General features: G+C 71.0%; 15 protein-coding genes. 9 read left to right on the forward strand and 6 right to left on the reverse strand.

Annotated features, from left to right (window positions below; translation table 11 throughout):
* Positions 1 to 26: 26 nt before the first annotated feature.
* Both AC5L35_RS14600 and AC5L35_RS14605 read left to right on the forward strand, forming a co-directional pair.
* Complete coding sequence (locus AC5L35_RS14600) at positions 27 to 1,199, forward strand: Dyp-type peroxidase (RefSeq protein WP_495060157.1); 1,173 nt, start codon at positions 27 to 29, stop codon at positions 1,197 to 1,199.
* Between the two features lie 47 nt (positions 1,200 to 1,246).
* Positions 1,247 to 2,944: a phospholipase C gene (locus AC5L35_RS14605; RefSeq protein WP_495060158.1), complete on the forward strand. Its 1,698-nt coding sequence runs from the start codon at positions 1,247 to 1,249 to the stop codon at positions 2,942 to 2,944.
* Positions 2,945 to 3,037: 93 nt separating this feature from the next.
* Here AC5L35_RS14605 and AC5L35_RS14610 read toward each other — a convergent pair whose 3' ends face one another.
* Complete coding sequence (locus AC5L35_RS14610; protein WP_495060159.1) at positions 3,038 to 3,628, reverse strand: DUF5134 domain-containing protein; 591 nt, start codon at positions 3,626 to 3,628, stop codon at positions 3,038 to 3,040.
* A gap of 213 nt (positions 3,629 to 3,841) precedes the next feature.
* Here AC5L35_RS14610 and AC5L35_RS14615 point away from each other — a divergent pair, with 213 nt between their 5' ends.
* The 4 genes from AC5L35_RS14615 to AC5L35_RS14630 are packed head-to-tail and all read left to right on the forward strand — an operon-like array spanning position 3,842 to position 8,381.
* On the forward strand, positions 3,842 to 4,693 hold the full coding sequence (locus AC5L35_RS14615) for a nitrilase-related carbon-nitrogen hydrolase (RefSeq protein WP_495060160.1): 852 nt from the start codon (positions 3,842 to 3,844) through the stop codon (positions 4,691 to 4,693).
* Positions 4,690 to 5,973: an aspartate aminotransferase family protein gene (locus AC5L35_RS14620; protein WP_495060161.1), complete on the forward strand. Its 1,284-nt coding sequence runs from the start codon at positions 4,690 to 4,692 to the stop codon at positions 5,971 to 5,973. Before AC5L35_RS14615 ends, AC5L35_RS14620 begins: the two co-directional genes overlap by 4 nt.
* On the forward strand, positions 5,970 to 7,370 hold the full coding sequence (gene hydA, locus AC5L35_RS14625; RefSeq protein WP_495060162.1) for a dihydropyrimidinase: 1,401 nt from the start codon (positions 5,970 to 5,972) through the stop codon (positions 7,368 to 7,370). Before AC5L35_RS14620 ends, hydA begins: the two co-directional genes overlap by 4 nt.
* A gap of 12 nt (positions 7,371 to 7,382) precedes the next feature.
* A complete protein-coding gene (locus AC5L35_RS14630) occupies positions 7,383 to 8,381 on the forward strand; it encodes a TIGR03842 family LLM class F420-dependent oxidoreductase (protein WP_495060390.1) in 999 nt (332 codons plus the stop codon).
* Positions 8,382 to 8,400: 19 nt separating this feature from the next.
* Here the strand turns inward: AC5L35_RS14630 and AC5L35_RS14635 are convergent, their stop codons facing one another.
* Positions 8,401 to 9,231 carry a helix-turn-helix domain-containing protein gene (locus tag AC5L35_RS14635; RefSeq protein ID WP_495060163.1) on the reverse strand — a complete coding sequence of 277 codons (831 nt, stop codon included), beginning with the start codon at positions 9,229 to 9,231 and terminating at the stop codon, positions 8,401 to 8,403.
* Positions 9,232 to 9,331: 100 nt separating this feature from the next.
* Here AC5L35_RS14635 and AC5L35_RS14640 point away from each other — a divergent pair, with 100 nt between their 5' ends.
* Positions 9,332 to 10,051 carry an SDR family oxidoreductase gene (locus AC5L35_RS14640; protein ID WP_495060164.1) on the forward strand — a complete coding sequence of 240 codons (720 nt, stop codon included), beginning with the start codon at positions 9,332 to 9,334 and terminating at the stop codon, positions 10,049 to 10,051.
* A gap of 14 nt (positions 10,052 to 10,065) precedes the next feature.
* On the opposite strand, the gene AC5L35_RS14645 is transcribed toward AC5L35_RS14640, so the two are convergent.
* Positions 10,066 to 11,313: an FAD-dependent monooxygenase gene (locus AC5L35_RS14645; RefSeq protein ID WP_495060165.1), complete on the reverse strand. Its 1,248-nt coding sequence runs from the start codon at positions 11,311 to 11,313 to the stop codon at positions 10,066 to 10,068.
* Positions 11,314 to 11,398: 85 nt separating this feature from the next.
* On the reverse strand, positions 11,399 to 11,545 hold the full coding sequence (locus tag AC5L35_RS14650; protein WP_495060166.1) for a hypothetical protein: 147 nt from the start codon (positions 11,543 to 11,545) through the stop codon (positions 11,399 to 11,401).
* 66 nt (positions 11,546 to 11,611) lie between these two features.
* Here AC5L35_RS14650 and AC5L35_RS14655 point away from each other — a divergent pair, with 66 nt between their 5' ends.
* Entirely contained in the window at positions 11,612 to 12,826 is a 1,215-nt protein-coding gene (locus AC5L35_RS14655) for a 4-hydroxybenzoate 3-monooxygenase (RefSeq protein ID WP_495060167.1), read from the forward strand.
* A 52-nt stretch (positions 12,827 to 12,878) separates the two neighbouring features.
* Positions 12,879 to 13,289, forward strand: coding sequence for a carboxymuconolactone decarboxylase family protein (locus tag AC5L35_RS14660; protein ID WP_495060168.1), 411 nt, complete (start codon positions 12,879 to 12,881; stop codon positions 13,287 to 13,289).
* A gap of 7 nt (positions 13,290 to 13,296) precedes the next feature.
* Here AC5L35_RS14660 and AC5L35_RS14665 read toward each other — a convergent pair whose 3' ends face one another.
* Both AC5L35_RS14665 and AC5L35_RS14670 read right to left on the reverse strand, forming a co-directional pair.
* Positions 13,297 to 14,850, reverse strand: a complete 1,554-nt coding sequence (locus tag AC5L35_RS14665) for a multicopper oxidase family protein (protein WP_495060169.1) — start codon at positions 14,848 to 14,850, stop codon at positions 13,297 to 13,299.
* Positions 14,847 to 15,269, reverse strand: a complete 423-nt coding sequence (locus tag AC5L35_RS14670; protein ID WP_495060170.1) for a hypothetical protein — start codon at positions 15,267 to 15,269, stop codon at positions 14,847 to 14,849. Before AC5L35_RS14670 ends, AC5L35_RS14665 begins: the two co-directional genes overlap by 4 nt.
* Positions 15,270 to 15,311: the final 42 nt, after the last annotated feature.

The raw sequence follows: 15,311 nt of genomic DNA on the forward strand, positions 1-15,311 counted from the left end.
TGCGGCGGGCGGTGGTCGGAGCGGGCGTGACCGCCGCCGCCGTGGCCGGTGGCGGGATGGCGGCGGCCACGGAGAGCGGCGCAGCCGACGCAGCGCCTGCGGTGCCGTTCCACGGCGCCCGGCAGGCGGCGATCCTGCGGCCGCCCGTCGGTCAGAGCATCGTCGTGGCGTTCGACGTCATCGCCGAGAACCGGGCCGAGCTGACCGATCTGTTCCGCGCGGTCACCGACCGGGCCCGGTTCCTCACCAGTGGCGGCGTCCCGCCCGCACTGGGCATCAGTGCGCCACCGCCCGACTCCGGCGTGCTCGGACCCGAGGTGCCGGCAGGCGACCTCGGAGTGATCGTCGGGGTCGGCGCATCGCTCTTCGACGACCGCTACGGGCTCGCCGGCAGCAGGCCGGCGAGGCTGACGCCGATGCCGGCGTTCGCCGGCGACGCGCTGGACCCGGCACAGTGCCACGGCGACCTGAGCCTGACGCTCACGGCGACCACGGGCGACACCGTGATCCACGCGCTGCGCGACATCACCCGCGCCACCCGCGGGGGGATGCAGCCGCGGTGGCGGGCCAACGGGTTCAGCTCACCGCCCCGCCCGACGGGCACGCCCCGCAATCTGCTGGGTTTCAAGGACGGCATCGCGAACCCCGACCCCACCGACGCGGACGAGATGGACCGCCTCGTCTGGGTGGGCGTCGGGCAGCAGGACGAGCCGTCGTGGACCGCGGGCGGGAGCTACCAGGTGGTCCGCATGATCCGCATGCTCGTGGAGTTCTGGGACCGCGTGTCGCTGGGCGAGCAGGAGAACATGATCGGCCGCCGTCGCGACACGGGCGCCCCCCTCGACGGCGGGGCGGAGACCGACATCCCGCGCTACGCCGACGACCCGGTCGGGACCGTGATCCCGCTGACGAGCCACATCCGCCGGGCGAACCCGCGCACCCCCGACACCGACTCGAGCCGGATCCTGCGCCGGGCCACCAACTACGACCGCGGGCTCGACAGCAACGGCAACCTCGACCAGGGGCTGGTCTTCACCTGTTACCAGCAGGATCTCCGGCGGCAGTTCGAGGCGGTCCAGCAACGGCTGACCGACGAACCCCTCGTGGATTACATCTCACCGTTCGGCGGTGGCTACTTCTTCGCATTGCCCGGCGTCACCGGTCCCGACGACCACTACGGCCGTGCATTGCTCGCCTGATTCACCTCCCCCGATATCACCAGAAGAATTCCCGACCAGGAGGACAAGTGGGAAAGAAACCCGGCAGCTGGCGCCGACGGCGTTCACTGCTCGGTGCGTGCGCGGTGGTCTCGGCCGCCGTGCTCGCAGCGGTCACCGTGTCCACGGCCAACGCGGACGCTCCCCCGACGGCCGCGAAGCACGGCGACCAGTTCACGACCGCCACGCCGATCAAGCACGTCGTCGTGATCTTCGGCGAGAACATCTCGTTCGACCACTACTTCGGCACCTACCCCCACGCCACCAACGCCGACGGCACGCCGTTCGCGGCGGCCAAGAACACCCCGAAGGTCGACGGGCTCACCCCCGATCTGCTGACGAAGAACCCGAACGCCTTCAACCCGCAGCGGCTCTCCCCGTCGCAGGCGCTGACCTGCGACCAGAACCACAGCTACGGCGCCGAGCAGGCGGCGTTCAACGGCGGCAAGATGGATCAGTTCGTCGAGAAGACCGAGACGGACACGTGCACGGGGCAGCCGATCCTGTTCGGCCAGCCGGGACTGGTCATGGACTACTACGACGGCAACACCGTCACCGGGCTGTGGAACTACGCGCAGCACTACGCGATGAGCGACAACTCGTTCAACACGACGTTCGGCCCGTCGACGCCCGGGGCGATCAACCTCATCTCCGGGCAGACGCACGGCACCAAGGCCCTCACGTCGGTGACGCACGACCCGGTGTCCGACCCGTTCGTGAAGTCGCCCGACGCGAAGGGCGTGGGCACCGTGGTGAGCGACCCGGACCCCGCGTACGACGACTGCTCCGACAAGAACCACACGGCCACCGACAACCTGGCCAGCCAGGACGGCAAGAACATCGGTGACCTGCTCAACGCGAAGGGTGTCACCTGGGGCTGGTTCCAGGGCGGGTTCCGCCCGACGGGCACCGCCAACGGCTTCGCGGTGTGCGGCCAGACGCACCAGAACATCGGGGGCATCGCCGTCACCGACTACAGCCCGCACCACGAGCCGTTCCAGTACTACCCCTCGACGTCGAACCCGAAGCACCTGCCGCCGACTTCCGTGGCGGCGATCGGGCAGACCGACCAGGCCAACCACCAGTACGACACGGCCGACTTCGACGCCGCACTCGCGGCGGGCAGCATGCCGGCGGTCAGCTTCCTGAAGGCCCCGGCCTACGAGGACGGCCACGCCGCCAACTCGGACCCGATCGACGAGCAGCGGTTCGTCGTCGACGAGGTCAACAAGATCCAGCAGTCCAAGGACTGGGCCTCGACCGCGATCGTGCTGGCCTACGACGACTCCGACGGCTGGTACGACCACGCGCACGCGGTGATCAGCGGCTCGCAGGACGCGTCGCAGGACCAGGGCATCTGCACCGGCGCACCGGCGCGGGTCGGCACGTACGCGGACCGCTGCGGCTACGGCCCCCGGCTGCCGCTCCAGGTGATCTCGCCGTACAGCAAGGTGAACTTCGTCGACCACACGCGGACCGACCAGACCTCGGTGCTGAAGTTCATCGAGGACAACTGGTCGACCGGCCGGATCGGCGACGCGTCCTACGACACGTCCGCCGGCGACCTGACGAACATGCTCGACTTCAAGGGCCCCAAGGCCAAGGCGGTGACCCTCGACCCCGGCACCGGAGCCGTGGTGGACGACAAGCCGGGCAACGGCCCGAAGCCCGGCAAGGGCCCCGACAAGCCCGGCAAGCCCGACAAGCCGGGCAAGGGCAACAGCTGACCGTCGAGCGCCCCTGACCCCAAGTTCAGGAAAGCCACTTTCAGGTCCTGTGCGGGCAGGAAAGTGGCTTTCCTGAACCACCGGGGGTGAACCTCAGAGCATGCCCAGCAGCATGGCCGTCATCGACGTGGCTACCGCCAGGTGCGCCATCAACGCGGTGCGGGGTGCGTACAGCGAGAGCTTGGGCGCTCGCAGCGCCACCGCGGTGTCCGATCCGGTGGACGGCTCCCGCGCCGGGTGGGTGCGGTCGACGCAGCGCAGCGCGTGCCACGCGAAGTAGCCCGCGAGCAGCAGTGCCGTGGCCGACACGAGAGCGACCGCGCCCCCGACCGCCCCGGTGGAGCCGTGCGCGGCGTGGCCGCCGAGAGCACCGGCGGGATGCCCGACCGCCAGCATGAACAGCATCGCGCCACCGCAGACCACGTGGTGTGCCGCCTCGCCGCCGATGCCCGCGCCGCGGAGTACGCGCACCGCGAACCAGCCTGCGCAGACGCCGAACACCGCCGACCACGCCGCGGCCGGCAGCGGGTTGCCGAGCGGCGAGAACATCGCTGCCATCCCGAGACCCATGGCCGCGTGGGACATCTCGCCGAGGATGTCGCGGCGCAGCACCACGAGCCGCAACACGTGCAGTAGCCCCGCGGCGAGACAGACCACTGCCAGCGCGCCGGACATCGACGGCATGAATGCCCTCCCGACCCCGTTCGCGGGTGCAGATGATCGAGGGAAACGATAGGTCACGAACGGGTCGCGTTTCCATACCGTGGCGGGGTAGGGGCTTCTGGCACGGGCGTGTGACGAGCAGGTGTCCGTGCCGGAATGGGTCTTGCACCGCAGGCCACCCGCGTTCGAAGGTGTCCCCTTCCCCTTCCGGGCGAGCACGGCGGAGGTCGAGACATGGCGGGAGATTCCCGGGTGGTCCGCGCAGCGCTGGTGCAGGCGAAGTGGACCGGTGACACCGCGTCCATGGTCGACGTGCACGAGTCCTACGCGCGCGCCGCAGCGGAGCAGGGCGCCCAGGTGCTGGGCTTTCAGGAGGTGTTCAACGCGCCGTACTTCTGCCAGGTGCAGGAGGCGGAGCACTACCGGTGGGCGGAGCCGGTGCCCGACGGGCCCACCGTGCAACGGATGCAGGCGCTGGCCCGTGAGACCGGCATGGTGCTCGTGGTACCGGTCTTCGAGGTGGAGGGCTCGGGCTTCTACTACAACACCGCCGCCGTCATCGACGCCGACGGGACCTTCCTCGGCAAGTACCGCAAGCACCACATCCCGCAGGTCAAGGGCTTCTGGGAGAAGTTCTACTTCCGGCCGGGCAACCTGGGCTGGCCGGTGTTCGACACCGCCGTCGGCAAGGTCGGGGTCTACATCTGCTACGACCGGCACTTCCCCGAGGGCTGGCGCGCGCTCGGGTTGGCCGGAGCGCAGATCGTCTACAACCCGAGCGCCACGAGCCGCGGGCTCTCGGCCTACCTGTGGAAGCTGGAGCAGCCGGCGGCCGCCGTGGCCAACGAGTACTTCATCGCCGCGATCAACCGGGTGGGCGTGGAGGAGTACGGCGACAACGACTTCTACGGCACCAGCTACTTCGTCGACCCCCGAGGCCAGTTCGTCGGGGAGACGGCGTCCGACAACGACGAGGAGCTGCTGGTGCGTGATCTCGACCTGGGGATGATCGACGAGGTGCGCCGGCAGTGGGCGTTCTACCGCGACCGCCGTCCCGACGCCTACGGACCGCTGGTGGAGGGATGAGCGAGTTGCTGGCGCGCACCCGCGCTGTCCTGCCGTCGTGGCTCGCCGTCTACTACGAGGAGCCGATCGAGATCGAGCGCGGCGAGGGCCGCCACGTCTGGGACACCGACGGGAAGCGCTACCTCGACTTCTTCGGCGGCATCCTCACCACGATGACGGCGCACGCGTTGCCCGAGGTGACCAAGGCCGTCAGCGAGCAGGCCGGGCGGATCATCCACAGCTCCACGCTGTACCTGAACCGCCCGATGGTGGAACTGGCCGAACAGATCGCGGCGGTCTCGGCCGTCCAGGACGCCAAGGTCTTCCTCACCACCAGCGGCACCGAGGCCAACGACACCGCGCTGCTGCTCGCCAGCGCGTTCCGCCGGTCCAACCAGATACTGGCGCTGCGCAACAGCTACCACGGCCGGTCGTTCTCCACGATCGCCATCACGGGCAACCGGTCGTGGTCGCCCACGTCGCTCTCGCCGTTCCAGACCTACTACGTGCACGGCGGCCAGCAGTACCGCTCGCCCTACGCCGGCCTCTCCGACGGGGAGTACATCGCGGCCTGCGTGGCGGACTTGAAGGACGTGCTCGACCAGTCCGGCGGGGACATCGCCGCGTTCATCGCCGAGCCGATCCAGGGCGTCGGCGGGTTCACCTCCGGTCCGGACGGGCTGCTGGGCGCGTTCGCCGAGGTGCTGCGCGAGCGCGGGATCCTGTGGATCTCCGACGAGGTGCAGACGGGCTGGGGCCGCACGGGCGAGCACTTCTGGGGCTGGCAGGCCCACGGCGAGACCCCGGACATCGTCACGTTCGCCAAGGGCGTCGCCAACGGGCTGTCGATGGGCGGGGTGATCGCGAGGGCCGAGGTGATGGACCGCCTGGGCGCCAACTCGATCTCGACGTTCGGCGGCTCCCCGCTCACGTCGGCGGGCGCGCTGGCCAACCTGCGCTACCTACTCGACCACGACCTGCAGGCCAACACCGCACGGCACGGCAGCACGCTGCTCGCCGGGCTCCGCGCGCAGGAGATCCCGATCGTCGGTGACGTCCGGGGCAAGGGCCTCATGATCGGGGTGGAGATCGTGCGGCCCGGCACGGGTACGCCAGGTGATCCCGCGCCCGAACTGGCGAACGCCGTGCTGGAGGCCACGAAGCGGCGCGGCCTGCTGGTCGGCAAGGGCGGCCTCCACGGCAACGTCCTGCGCATCGCCCCACCCATGACCCTGACCCACGCCGAGGCAGAAGAGGGCCTGAGCATCCTGACGGCGTCGCTGGAGGAGGTCACCCCATGAGCACGGTCGTCGTTCGGAACGGGCTGGTCGTCACCGCATCCGATGAGCTCCTCGCCGATGTGCTCGTCGACGGGGAGCAGGTGGTGGCCCTCGCCGCCACCGGGTCCGCCGTCACCGACGGCTGGAACGCCGACACCGTCATCGACGCCACCGGCATGTACGTCGTGCCGGGCGGGGTCGACGCGCACACCCACATGGAGATGCCGTTCGGCGGGACGAAGGCGGCCGACACGTTCGAGACCGGCACCCGGGCCGCCGCGTGGGGCGGCACCACCACGATCGTCGACTTCGCGATCCAGCAGGTGGGCGGAGGCCTGCGGGATGGCCTCGACGCCTGGCACGCCAAGGCCGACGGCAACTGCGCGATCGACTACGCGTTCCACATGATCATGGCCGACGTCAACGAGGGCTCGCTGAAGGAGATGGAGGCCCTCGTCGGCGAGGGCGTCACCAGCTTCAAGCTGTTCATGGCCTATCCCGGCGTCTTCTACAGCGACGACGGCAAGATCCTGCGCGCGTTGCAGAAGGGCGCCGAGACCGGCGGCCTCGTGATGATGCACGCCGAGAACGGCATCGCGATCGACGTGCTGGTGGAGCAGGCGCTGGCGAAGGGACACACCGACCCGCGCTATCACGGCGAGGTGCGCCACGCCCTGCTCGAGGCCGAGGCCACCCACCGCGCGATCAAGCTGGCCCAGGTGGCCGGTGCGCCGATCTACATCGTCCATCTCTCGGCGGCACAGGCGCTCGCACAGGTCACCGCGGCGCGCGACGAGGGCTACAACGCCTTCGCCGAGACCTGCCCGCAGTACCTGTTCCTCTCCACCGACGACCTCGGCAAGCCCGGTTTCGAGGGCGCCAAGTACGTCTGCTCCACGCCCCTGCGCCCGGCGGAGCACCAGGCGGCGCTGTGGCGGGGGCTGCGCACCGACGACCTGTCGGTGGTCTCCACCGACCACTGCCCGTTCTGCTTCAAGGGACAGAAGGAGATGGGCATCGGCGACTTCTCGAAGATCCCCAACGGCCTACCCGGCGTCGAGACGCGGATGGACCTGCTGCACCAGGGCGTGGTGGAGGGCCACATCTCGCGCAAGCGCTGGATCGAGATCGCCTGCGCCACCCCGGCACGGATGTTCGGCCTCTACCCGCGCAAGGGCACGATCGCGCCCGGAGCCGACGCCGACATCGTCGTCTACGACCCGAGCGCCACCCAGGTGCACTCCGCGCAGACGCATCACATGGCCGTCGACTACTCCTGCTACGAGGGCCGGGAGACCACCGGCAAGGTGCGCACCGTGCTCTCCCGCGGCCGGGTCGTGGTCGACGACGGCGAGTACCGGGGCAACGCAGGCCACGGCCGATTCCTCAAGCGCGACACCTGCCAGTACCTGCGATGAATGGAGTCCACATTGGACATCGGGCTCGTCCTGCAGACCGATCCACCCGCGCAGACCGTCGTCGACCTGATGGTGCGGGCTGAGGAGCTGGGGTTCAGCCACGGCTGGACGTTCGACTCGCACGTCCTCTGGCAGGAGCCCTACGTCATCTTCCCGCGGATCCTCGAGCGGACCTCCCGGTTGATGGTCGGGCCGATGGTCACCAACCCCGCCACGCGGGACTGGACGGTCATCGCGTCGCTGCACGCCACCCTGAACGAGATGTACGGCAACCGGACGATCTGCGGCATCGGCCGTGGCGACTCCGCCGTGCGCGTGCAGGGCCGCCACCCCACGACTCTGGCCCGGCTCGAGGAGTCGATGCACGTGATCCGGGAGCTGGCGGAGGGCCGGGAGGTCGACCTGCACGGCACCACGGTTCAGATCCCGTGGGTGCCGGCGGGCGCGTCGCTGCCGGTCTGGATGGCCGGGTACGGCCCGAAGGCGCTCGACCTGGTCGGACGCGCCGCCGACGGGTTCATCCTGCAGCTCGCCGACCCCTATCTCGTCGAGTGGACGGTGAAGACCGTCCGGTCGTCGGCCGAGGCGGCGGGCCGCGACCCGTCCGAGATCACGATCTGCGTGGCGGCACCCGCCTACGTGGGATCCGATCTCGCCCACGCCCGCGACCAGTGCCGATGGTTCGGCGGGATGGTGGGCAACCACGTGGCCGACCTCGTCACGCGCTACGGGGAGACGTCGGAAGCCGTCCCCGTCGAGCTCAGCGGCTACATCAAGGGCCGTGCCGGCTACGACTACAGCCACCACGGCCGGGCCGACAATCGGTCCACCGGCTTCGTGCCCGACGAGGTGGTCGACCGGTTCTGCGTGCTCGGCCCGCCGGCCGCGCAGCTGGAGAAGCTCGCCCAGCTGCGCGAGCTCGGTGTCGACCAGTTCGCGATCTACGCGATGCACGACGCCAGGGAGGAGACGATCGAGGCTTACGGCAGCTCGGTGATCCCCCAGCTCTGACCCGCCCACCGAGGTGCCGTCACGCGTCACGCGCGGCGGTGGCCGCGATTGTGCCCAGCAGCAGCAGTCCCTCGGCGCTGCGGGATCCGGGCTCGGCGTCGTAGACCACCAGTTCCTGGCCCGGCGCCGAGCGCACGTCGAACGTCTTCATGGTCAGCGTCAGCGGACCGACGTCGGTGTGCCGGACGAGCTTGGTGTCGAGCGCCTTGCCGCGGGCGTCGTGGCGGGACCACAGGTCCCGGAACTCCGGGCTGTGTTCGAGCAGGTCGGTCAGCACGGCGCGCACCCGGGGATCGCCGGGTGCCGCGCCGTGACCGAGCCGGAAGCCCGCCACGGAGTTCGCGGCGACCGTCCACCAGTCGACGTAGAAGTCGCGCGCCCGTGGGTCGAGGAAGAGCAGCAGCATCAGGTTGCCCGAGAACGTGAACCCGGTGAACAGGGCCCGGGCGATCGAGTTGGCCGCCAGCACGTCGTAGGCGCGGTTGTAGACCAGCGCAGGCGTGGTCGGCCAGGCCTCCATGAGGCGGAGCAGACCGGGGTCCACCTGCTCTGTGACCGCGGCGCGGGCGGGTCGCGGCGCGAGCCCGGCAAGCCGGAACAGATGGGCCCGGCCGTCGTCGTCGAGCCGCAGTGCCGTGCCCAGCGCGTCGAGCACCTGCGCCGACGGCGACCGTTCGCGCCCCTGCTCCAGGCGGATGTAGTAGTCGGCGCTCACCCCGGCCAGCAGGGCGACCTCCTCACGACGGAGGCCGGGAACCCGGCGGGTGCCCGTGCTGATCAGGCCCGTCTCCTCGGGCCGGACGAGCGCGCGCCTGCTGCGTAGGTACTCACCCAGCTCGGTCGCGGCCATGCGGCGAGCGTAGGTCGGCATGCTCCACCGTGCCTGTGTGCAGCGCACCCAGGAGGACCAGACCCTGACCGTGGCCGCCGGATGCACGCAGTCTGGGGGCATGACGAATACGAAGATCGTCCTGGTCACCGGCGCGTCGAGCGGTATCGGCGAGGCGGTCGCCGTCCGGCTCGCCGGCGAGGGCCACCACGTGGTCGCCGGCGCGCGTCGCGAGGACCGGCTCGCCGCGCTCGTCGAACGGGGTGCGGGCCGGATCAGCGCCCGCAGGCTCGACGTGACCGACCCCGCCGACGTCGCCGCGTTCGTCGAGGACGCCGTGACCGTGCACGGCCACATCGACGTCGTGGTCAACAACGCCGGTGTCATGCCGCTCTCCCGGCTGGACGCGGGCCTCGTCGACGAGTGGGACCGCATGATCGACGTCAACGTCCGCGGCCTGCTCCACGGCATCGCCGCGGCGCTGCCCGTGTTCCAGCGGCAAGGCAGCGGGCACTTCGTGACGGTCGCCTCGATCGGCGCGCACGAGGTGGTTCCCACGGGGGCGGTGTACTCCGGCACCAAGTTCGCCGCGTGGGCGATCACGGAGGGCCTTCGGTTGGAGGTCGAACCCAGCATCCGTGTGACGACGGTGTCGCCTGGCGTGGTGGAGTCGGAGCTCGCCGACTCCATCTCCGACCCGCTGGCGGCCCAGGCGATGACGACCTATCGCGCCGAGGCGATCCCGGCGGACGCCATCGCACGCGCGGTGTCGTACGCGATCGGTGAGTCGCCCGACGTCGACGTCAACGAGATCATCGTGCGGCCGTCCCGGCAGCGGTGACGCTCACCCGAGGGTCACGGTTCCGCCGCGCCGTTCAGGATCTGCGGCACCGGGGGTGGCACGGCGAGCGCCCGTGCCGAGCGGCGACCCGAGAACCGGGCGAAGCCCGGCACGGAGGAGAGCACGCGTAGCGCCAGCGGCGGGCGGGGGTCACCGGAGCGCAGGCGCTGCGCCGCGCTGCGCTCCACCTGCACCTGGAACCGCTGCTCCCGGTCGACCGACGGCCGCCGCACCCGCTCCACCTGCCGGGCCGCCGCGTCGAGCGCCGCGTGGTCGGGCCGGGCGGTGGTGAGCGGTCCGACGAGCCGGTTGGCGGCCTCGGCGGCGTCGAGGATCGCGAGGTTGATGCCGTTGCCGCCCACCGGCGAGATCACGTGCGCGGCGTCGCCGATGAGCAGCAGTCCCGGCTCGGCCCAGCGGTCGAGACTGGTGATCCGGACCGGCAGCAACGAGAGGTCGTTGACTTTGGTGAGTACGTCGATGCGGTCGCCCAGCCACGGCACCAGCCTGCGCAGCACCGCCACCAGCGGCTCGACGCCGCACGACCGGACCTCGGGGAACGTGCCCGCGGGAATCGTGAAGCCGATCTGCCAGTCGGCGCCCTGCCCGAGCACCGCGAGGTTCTGGCCCGGCTCGCAGCGCAGCTCGAGACCTGACATCGGAGGGTCCTCGGCGCGCCGCGGCACGGCGAACCAGCAGATGTCGAGGCTCGCGCCGAGCTCCGTCGCCCGGACGGACGACAGCGTGCGGACCTTGGAGCTACGCCCGTCGGCTCCGACGACGAGGTCGGCCCGCAGCTCGTGGAGCCGGCCGTCCTGCCGGTACTCCACCCCTGCCACCCGCCCGGCCTCATCGCGCAGCAGCGACGAGACCCGCGCGCCCATCCGCACATCGACGCCGGGGAAGCGCTGCGCCTGCGCCACCATGAACGGCAGGAACTCCGCCTGCGGCACCAGCGCGTAGTAGGGGTGGGTGCGGCTGGCGTCGCGGTAGTCGGCGAGCGTGTAGGCGCGGTCGGGTGTGCGCCACACGAACGCGTCGGCCACCGCGTGCGGCAGGGTGGCGAGCATCGGCGCGGCAAGGCCCAGCACGTCGAGGTGGTCGAGGATCGACGGGGCGATGCTGTCGCCGCGGAACCGGCGGTCGAAGTCGCCGCGAGACTCGAGCAACGTCACCTCGGCCCCGCCGCGGGCGAGCAGGTAGGTCAGCACCACCCCCGCCGGGCCGCCGCCGACCACAACACACCGTGCGCCCTCGTTCATGCGGCCCCCGTCGCTTTCGTCCGTTCCGACGGTAGGCGAAGCCGACGGCCGGGGCGCGGCGACGGGGGATGACGCGCCCTTCGGATCAGCGCAGCAGCCGCACCGTCACGCCCGCGTCGACGGACTTCCATGCTCGGTCGGCGGTGATCGCCTCGACGGAGAGCCGGTGGGCGAGGGCGAGGCACGCTCGATCGCAGAGGAGGCCACGCGGGGCGAATGGGACGCGGCGCATGTGGGACGGGCGACAGTTCGTTCGACGTGCCTGAAGTCGCCACCTCCCGCGGGGCAGAGTGTGGGCGTGGGTCACGATGCGAACGCCGAGCGAGCCGCGAGCACCTCCGTCGTCATCGTGGGCGCCGGTGTCGCCGGCCTGGCCATCGGCCGCCTGCTGCGCACCGCCGGGGTGGACTGCGTCGTCCTGGAGACCGAGAGCAGGGAGTTCATCGAGCAGCGGCCCCGGGCGGGCTTCATCGAGGAGTGGGTGGTGCGCGCACTGGAGCGGCACGGCCTCGCCGACGGCCTGCTCGCCCACGCCACGCCGCAGAGCGAGTGCGAGTTCCGCATGGACGGCGCCCGGTACGTCTTCCGGTACGGCGACCTGAGCGGGCAACACCACTACGTCTATCCGCAGCAGCTGCTGGTCACCGACCTGGTACGGGCATACGCGGACGAGGCGGGCGGTCCCATCCACTTCGGTGTCACGGACGTCGAGCTGAACGGGCTCGACACCGCGCGGCCCTGCGTCTCCTTCACCGCCGCGGAGACCGGGAAACGGCACGTCATCACCTGCGACTTCATCGCCGGCTGCGACGGCGCGCGCGGGGTGTCCCGCCACGCCGTTCCGGAGGGCGCGATGCGCGTCGTCCGGCACGACTTCGGCGTCAGCTGGATGGCCATCCTCGCCGAGGCTCCCCCGTCGACCTCGCACGCCCTCTTCGGTCTGCACCCGCACGGGCTGGGCGCGTTCATGCAGCGCAGCCCGGACATCAGCCGGTACTACCTGGAGGTCCCGCCGGGGGACAGCCCGGACAACTGGCCGCACGAGCGGGTCTGGAGCGAGCTGCGGGAACGGCTCGAGGTACCGGACGCCGAGCCGCTCGTCGAGGGCGAACTGCTGGAGAAGCGCGTGCTCGACATGCACAACTACGTCGTCGAGCCGATGTCCTACGGGCGGCTCCACCTGGCCGGGGACTCCGCCCACCTGCTGGCGCCGGTCGGGGCCAAGGGGATGAACGCGGCGCTGCACGACGCGTTCCTGCTGACCGAGGCCCTGCTGGCGCACTACGAGCAGGGCGATGACAGCCGCCTGGCCGGCTACTCCGACGACGCACTGCGGCGCGTCTGGCAGTACCAGGAGTTCAACCAGTGGCTGGCGGAGATCATGCACGGCCCGTCGTCCGGGGACCCCTTCCGCGCTCAGGTCGCGGCGGCCCGGTTGCGCCGGATGGTGGACTCGACGGTCAACGGCGCGTCCGTCGCCGGCCTCTACATCGGGATCGACGCGGACCACTGAGTCACCGGCACGGCACGCGAAGCTCGTCCACCATGTTCAGGAGGAACCCCGAATGGCCTCGAAGGAAGCGTACGAACGCGGGCTGCAGCTCCTGCGTGAGACCAACGGTGAGAACGGTCTGAAAGTCCTCGACGTCCTCGCCGACGTCTCACCCGAGCTCGGTGACCAGGTCGTCGGGTGGGCGTTCGGGGAGATATCCGCCCGCCCGAACCTGTCGCGCCGCGACCGGCAGCTCCTCAACCTCGGGATGCTCACGGCGCTCGGTACCGAACCCCAGCTCGAGCTGAACATCAACTCGGCGCTGAACATCGGTCTCACCCCCGAGGAGATCGTCGAAGCCTTCCTGCAGGCGCTCGTCTACTGCGGACTGCCGCGGGCTCTCAACGCCACCCTCGCGGCCAAGAAGGTGTTCGCCGAACGCGGTCTGCTGCCCGTGGTCCCCAGCGAGCCGACCACACCCTGAGGGCACGTCACACCGTGCGGATCGTCGCCATCATCGCCATGTCCTCGTGCTCCAGGTTGTGGCAGTGGAAGACGAACCGGCCTGCATGGTGCTCGAACCGCACCGCGACGTCGACGATCTCCCCGGGCCGGATGTCCACCGTGTCCTTCCACCCGCCGTCGTAGGGCCCCGGCCCGAAGCTGCCCCGCCGCAGCACCTGGAACGCGTCGAGGTGCACGTGCACGGGGTGGTGCACGTCGCTGACGAACCGCCACACCTCGGTCTGGCCGAGCGGGATGTCGGCGAGTGAGCGTTGCGGATCGAAGGTGGTGCCGTTGATCGCCCAGCCCCGGTGGTCGCCGACCGCGCCGCGGGTGAACCGGAACGTCCGCCGGAGGGCGCCGGGCGGCGGCACGAGCGGCTCCACGTCCGCGAGCCGCTCGGGAACCCGGCTGTCGTCCTTCCCGGTGCGCACCACCCGGAACCGCATGACGTCGGTCGTCCGGCCCGTTCCCAGCGGGTTGACCATCGTGACCTCGGTGCCGACCGGCAGCGCCGTGAAGTCGACGACCACGTCGAACCGTTCGCCTGCGGCGATGTCGAGTGCCTGGTGCGTCACCGGGGCGGCGAGCAGCCCGCTGTCGGACCCGATCTGGACGAGCGGCAGGTCCGATGCACCCGGCGCCTGCAGCACGAGCCGGTACCGGCGGGCGTTCGAGGAGTTGAGCAGCCGCAGCCGGTAGCGCGCCGCGTCGACCTCGTGCACCGGCCACGGCGCCCCGTTGACCAGCACGACGTCGCCGAGCACCCCCTCCATCCAGTCGTCCTCGACACCGGGCACGGAACGCATCCCCTGGTCCAGCCCCGGGTAGGCGAAGGAGCCGTCCTCGGCGAACGCCCGGTCGCAGATCATCAGCGGCAGCTCGCGCTCGCCTCGGGGAAGGGGCAGCGCGTCCTCCACGTCGTCGCGCACCAGGTGGATACCGGCGAGACCCCGGTAGATCGCCGGACCGGTGAAGTCCATGCGGTGGTCGTGGTACCAGAGCATCGCCGCGCGCTGGTCCATCGGGTAGCGGTACGGGCGCTCGCCGGCGGCGAGGTCGCCGAGCATCCCGTGGTGCGTCGTCGGGTCGGCGGTGCTGCCCACGGGGAGCACCAGATCCAGTGGCCAGCCGTCGCTCTCGGCGGGGGTGTGCCCGCCGTGCAGGTGCACCACGGTGGGCACGGGCAGCTCGTTGCGGTGCAGCACCACGACGGGCCGGCCCCGGCGGGTCTCGAACGTGGGGCCGGGAAAGATCCCGTCGTAGCCGAGCACCGGGGTGCGCAGCCCGGGGAGGATCTCCAGGTCGGCCACGCGCTGCGTCACGCGGTAGAGGTCGGCCCCGGTCGGGTCGGTCCCGACGGGACGCGCCACGGGCGGCACGGGTAGCGGCACCCGGAACGGTTCGGGCAACGGCAGCGCACTGACCAGCTGCTCCCCCGTCTGGCCCGGCGTCGAACCCAGCCCGCAACCGGCCAGCGCGACCCCGGCGCCCGCCGCGCCGAGCAGCCCGAGGAAGCCGCGGCGGGACAGCGGCGTCATCGCCGGGTCCGCGGCCGGGCCGCCGACGGGCTCCACGCCCAGGCGGCCAGGAGCACCGAGATGACGACGATCGCGACTCCGAGCGGGATGTGCAGTTCCAGCTGCCGTGCGTAGCCCGCCGCGACCTGGAACGCGTCGGCGAGGAAGAGCAGGGCCGCCACCGGCAGTACCCACAACCGGCCCCGGCCGCCGAGCACGTAGGCCAGTGCCACGCCGATCGCCACCATCCCGGCCAGGACCAGCAGCGATCCGACGATGCCGTGCACGCCGATCGCGTCGACGTCGCCGGTGAGGAACAACCCGGCCAGTACGGGCTGGGCGAGCACCGCCAGCGCGTGCACGGTGATCACCACCCGGAGCGTCCACAACGAGATTCGAGGTCTGCGCACGACCGGCGCGACCGGAGCGAGAGTGTCCACGCTCGAAGACGCTATAAGTAGCGTGGCTACACATGAATCGGG

The organism is Pseudonocardia sp. OZ21, assembly GCF_059359135.1.

What these genes read in the sequence shown, in the direction of transcription:
- AC5L35_RS14610 (WP_495060159.1), bottom strand. Translation starts at nt 3,628, where the DNA reads ATGCCGTCGATGTCCGGCGCGCTGGCAGTGGTCTGTCTCGCCGCGGGG.
- AC5L35_RS14615 (WP_495060160.1), top strand. Translation starts at nt 3,842, where the DNA reads ATGGCGGGAGATTCCCGGGTGGTCCGCGCAGCGCTGGTGCAGGCGAAG.
- AC5L35_RS14620 (WP_495060161.1), top strand. Translation starts at nt 4,690, where the DNA reads ATGAGCGAGTTGCTGGCGCGCACCCGCGCTGTCCTGCCGTCGTGGCTC.
- hydA (WP_495060162.1), top strand. Translation starts at nt 5,970, where the DNA reads ATGAGCACGGTCGTCGTTCGGAACGGGCTGGTCGTCACCGCATCCGAT.
- AC5L35_RS14635 (WP_495060163.1), bottom strand. Translation starts at nt 9,231, where the DNA reads ATGGCCGCGACCGAGCTGGGTGAGTACCTACGCAGCAGGCGCGCGCTC.
- AC5L35_RS14640 (WP_495060164.1), top strand. Translation starts at nt 9,332, where the DNA reads ATGACGAATACGAAGATCGTCCTGGTCACCGGCGCGTCGAGCGGTATC.
- AC5L35_RS14645 (WP_495060165.1), bottom strand. Translation starts at nt 11,313, where the DNA reads ATGAACGAGGGCGCACGGTGTGTTGTGGTCGGCGGCGGCCCGGCGGGG.
- AC5L35_RS14650 (WP_495060166.1), bottom strand. Translation starts at nt 11,545, where the DNA reads ATGCGCCGCGTCCCATTCGCCCCGCGTGGCCTCCTCTGCGATCGAGCG.
- AC5L35_RS14660 (WP_495060168.1), top strand. Translation starts at nt 12,879, where the DNA reads ATGGCCTCGAAGGAAGCGTACGAACGCGGGCTGCAGCTCCTGCGTGAG.
- AC5L35_RS14665 (WP_495060169.1), bottom strand. Translation starts at nt 14,850, where the DNA reads ATGACGCCGCTGTCCCGCCGCGGCTTCCTCGGGCTGCTCGGCGCGGCG.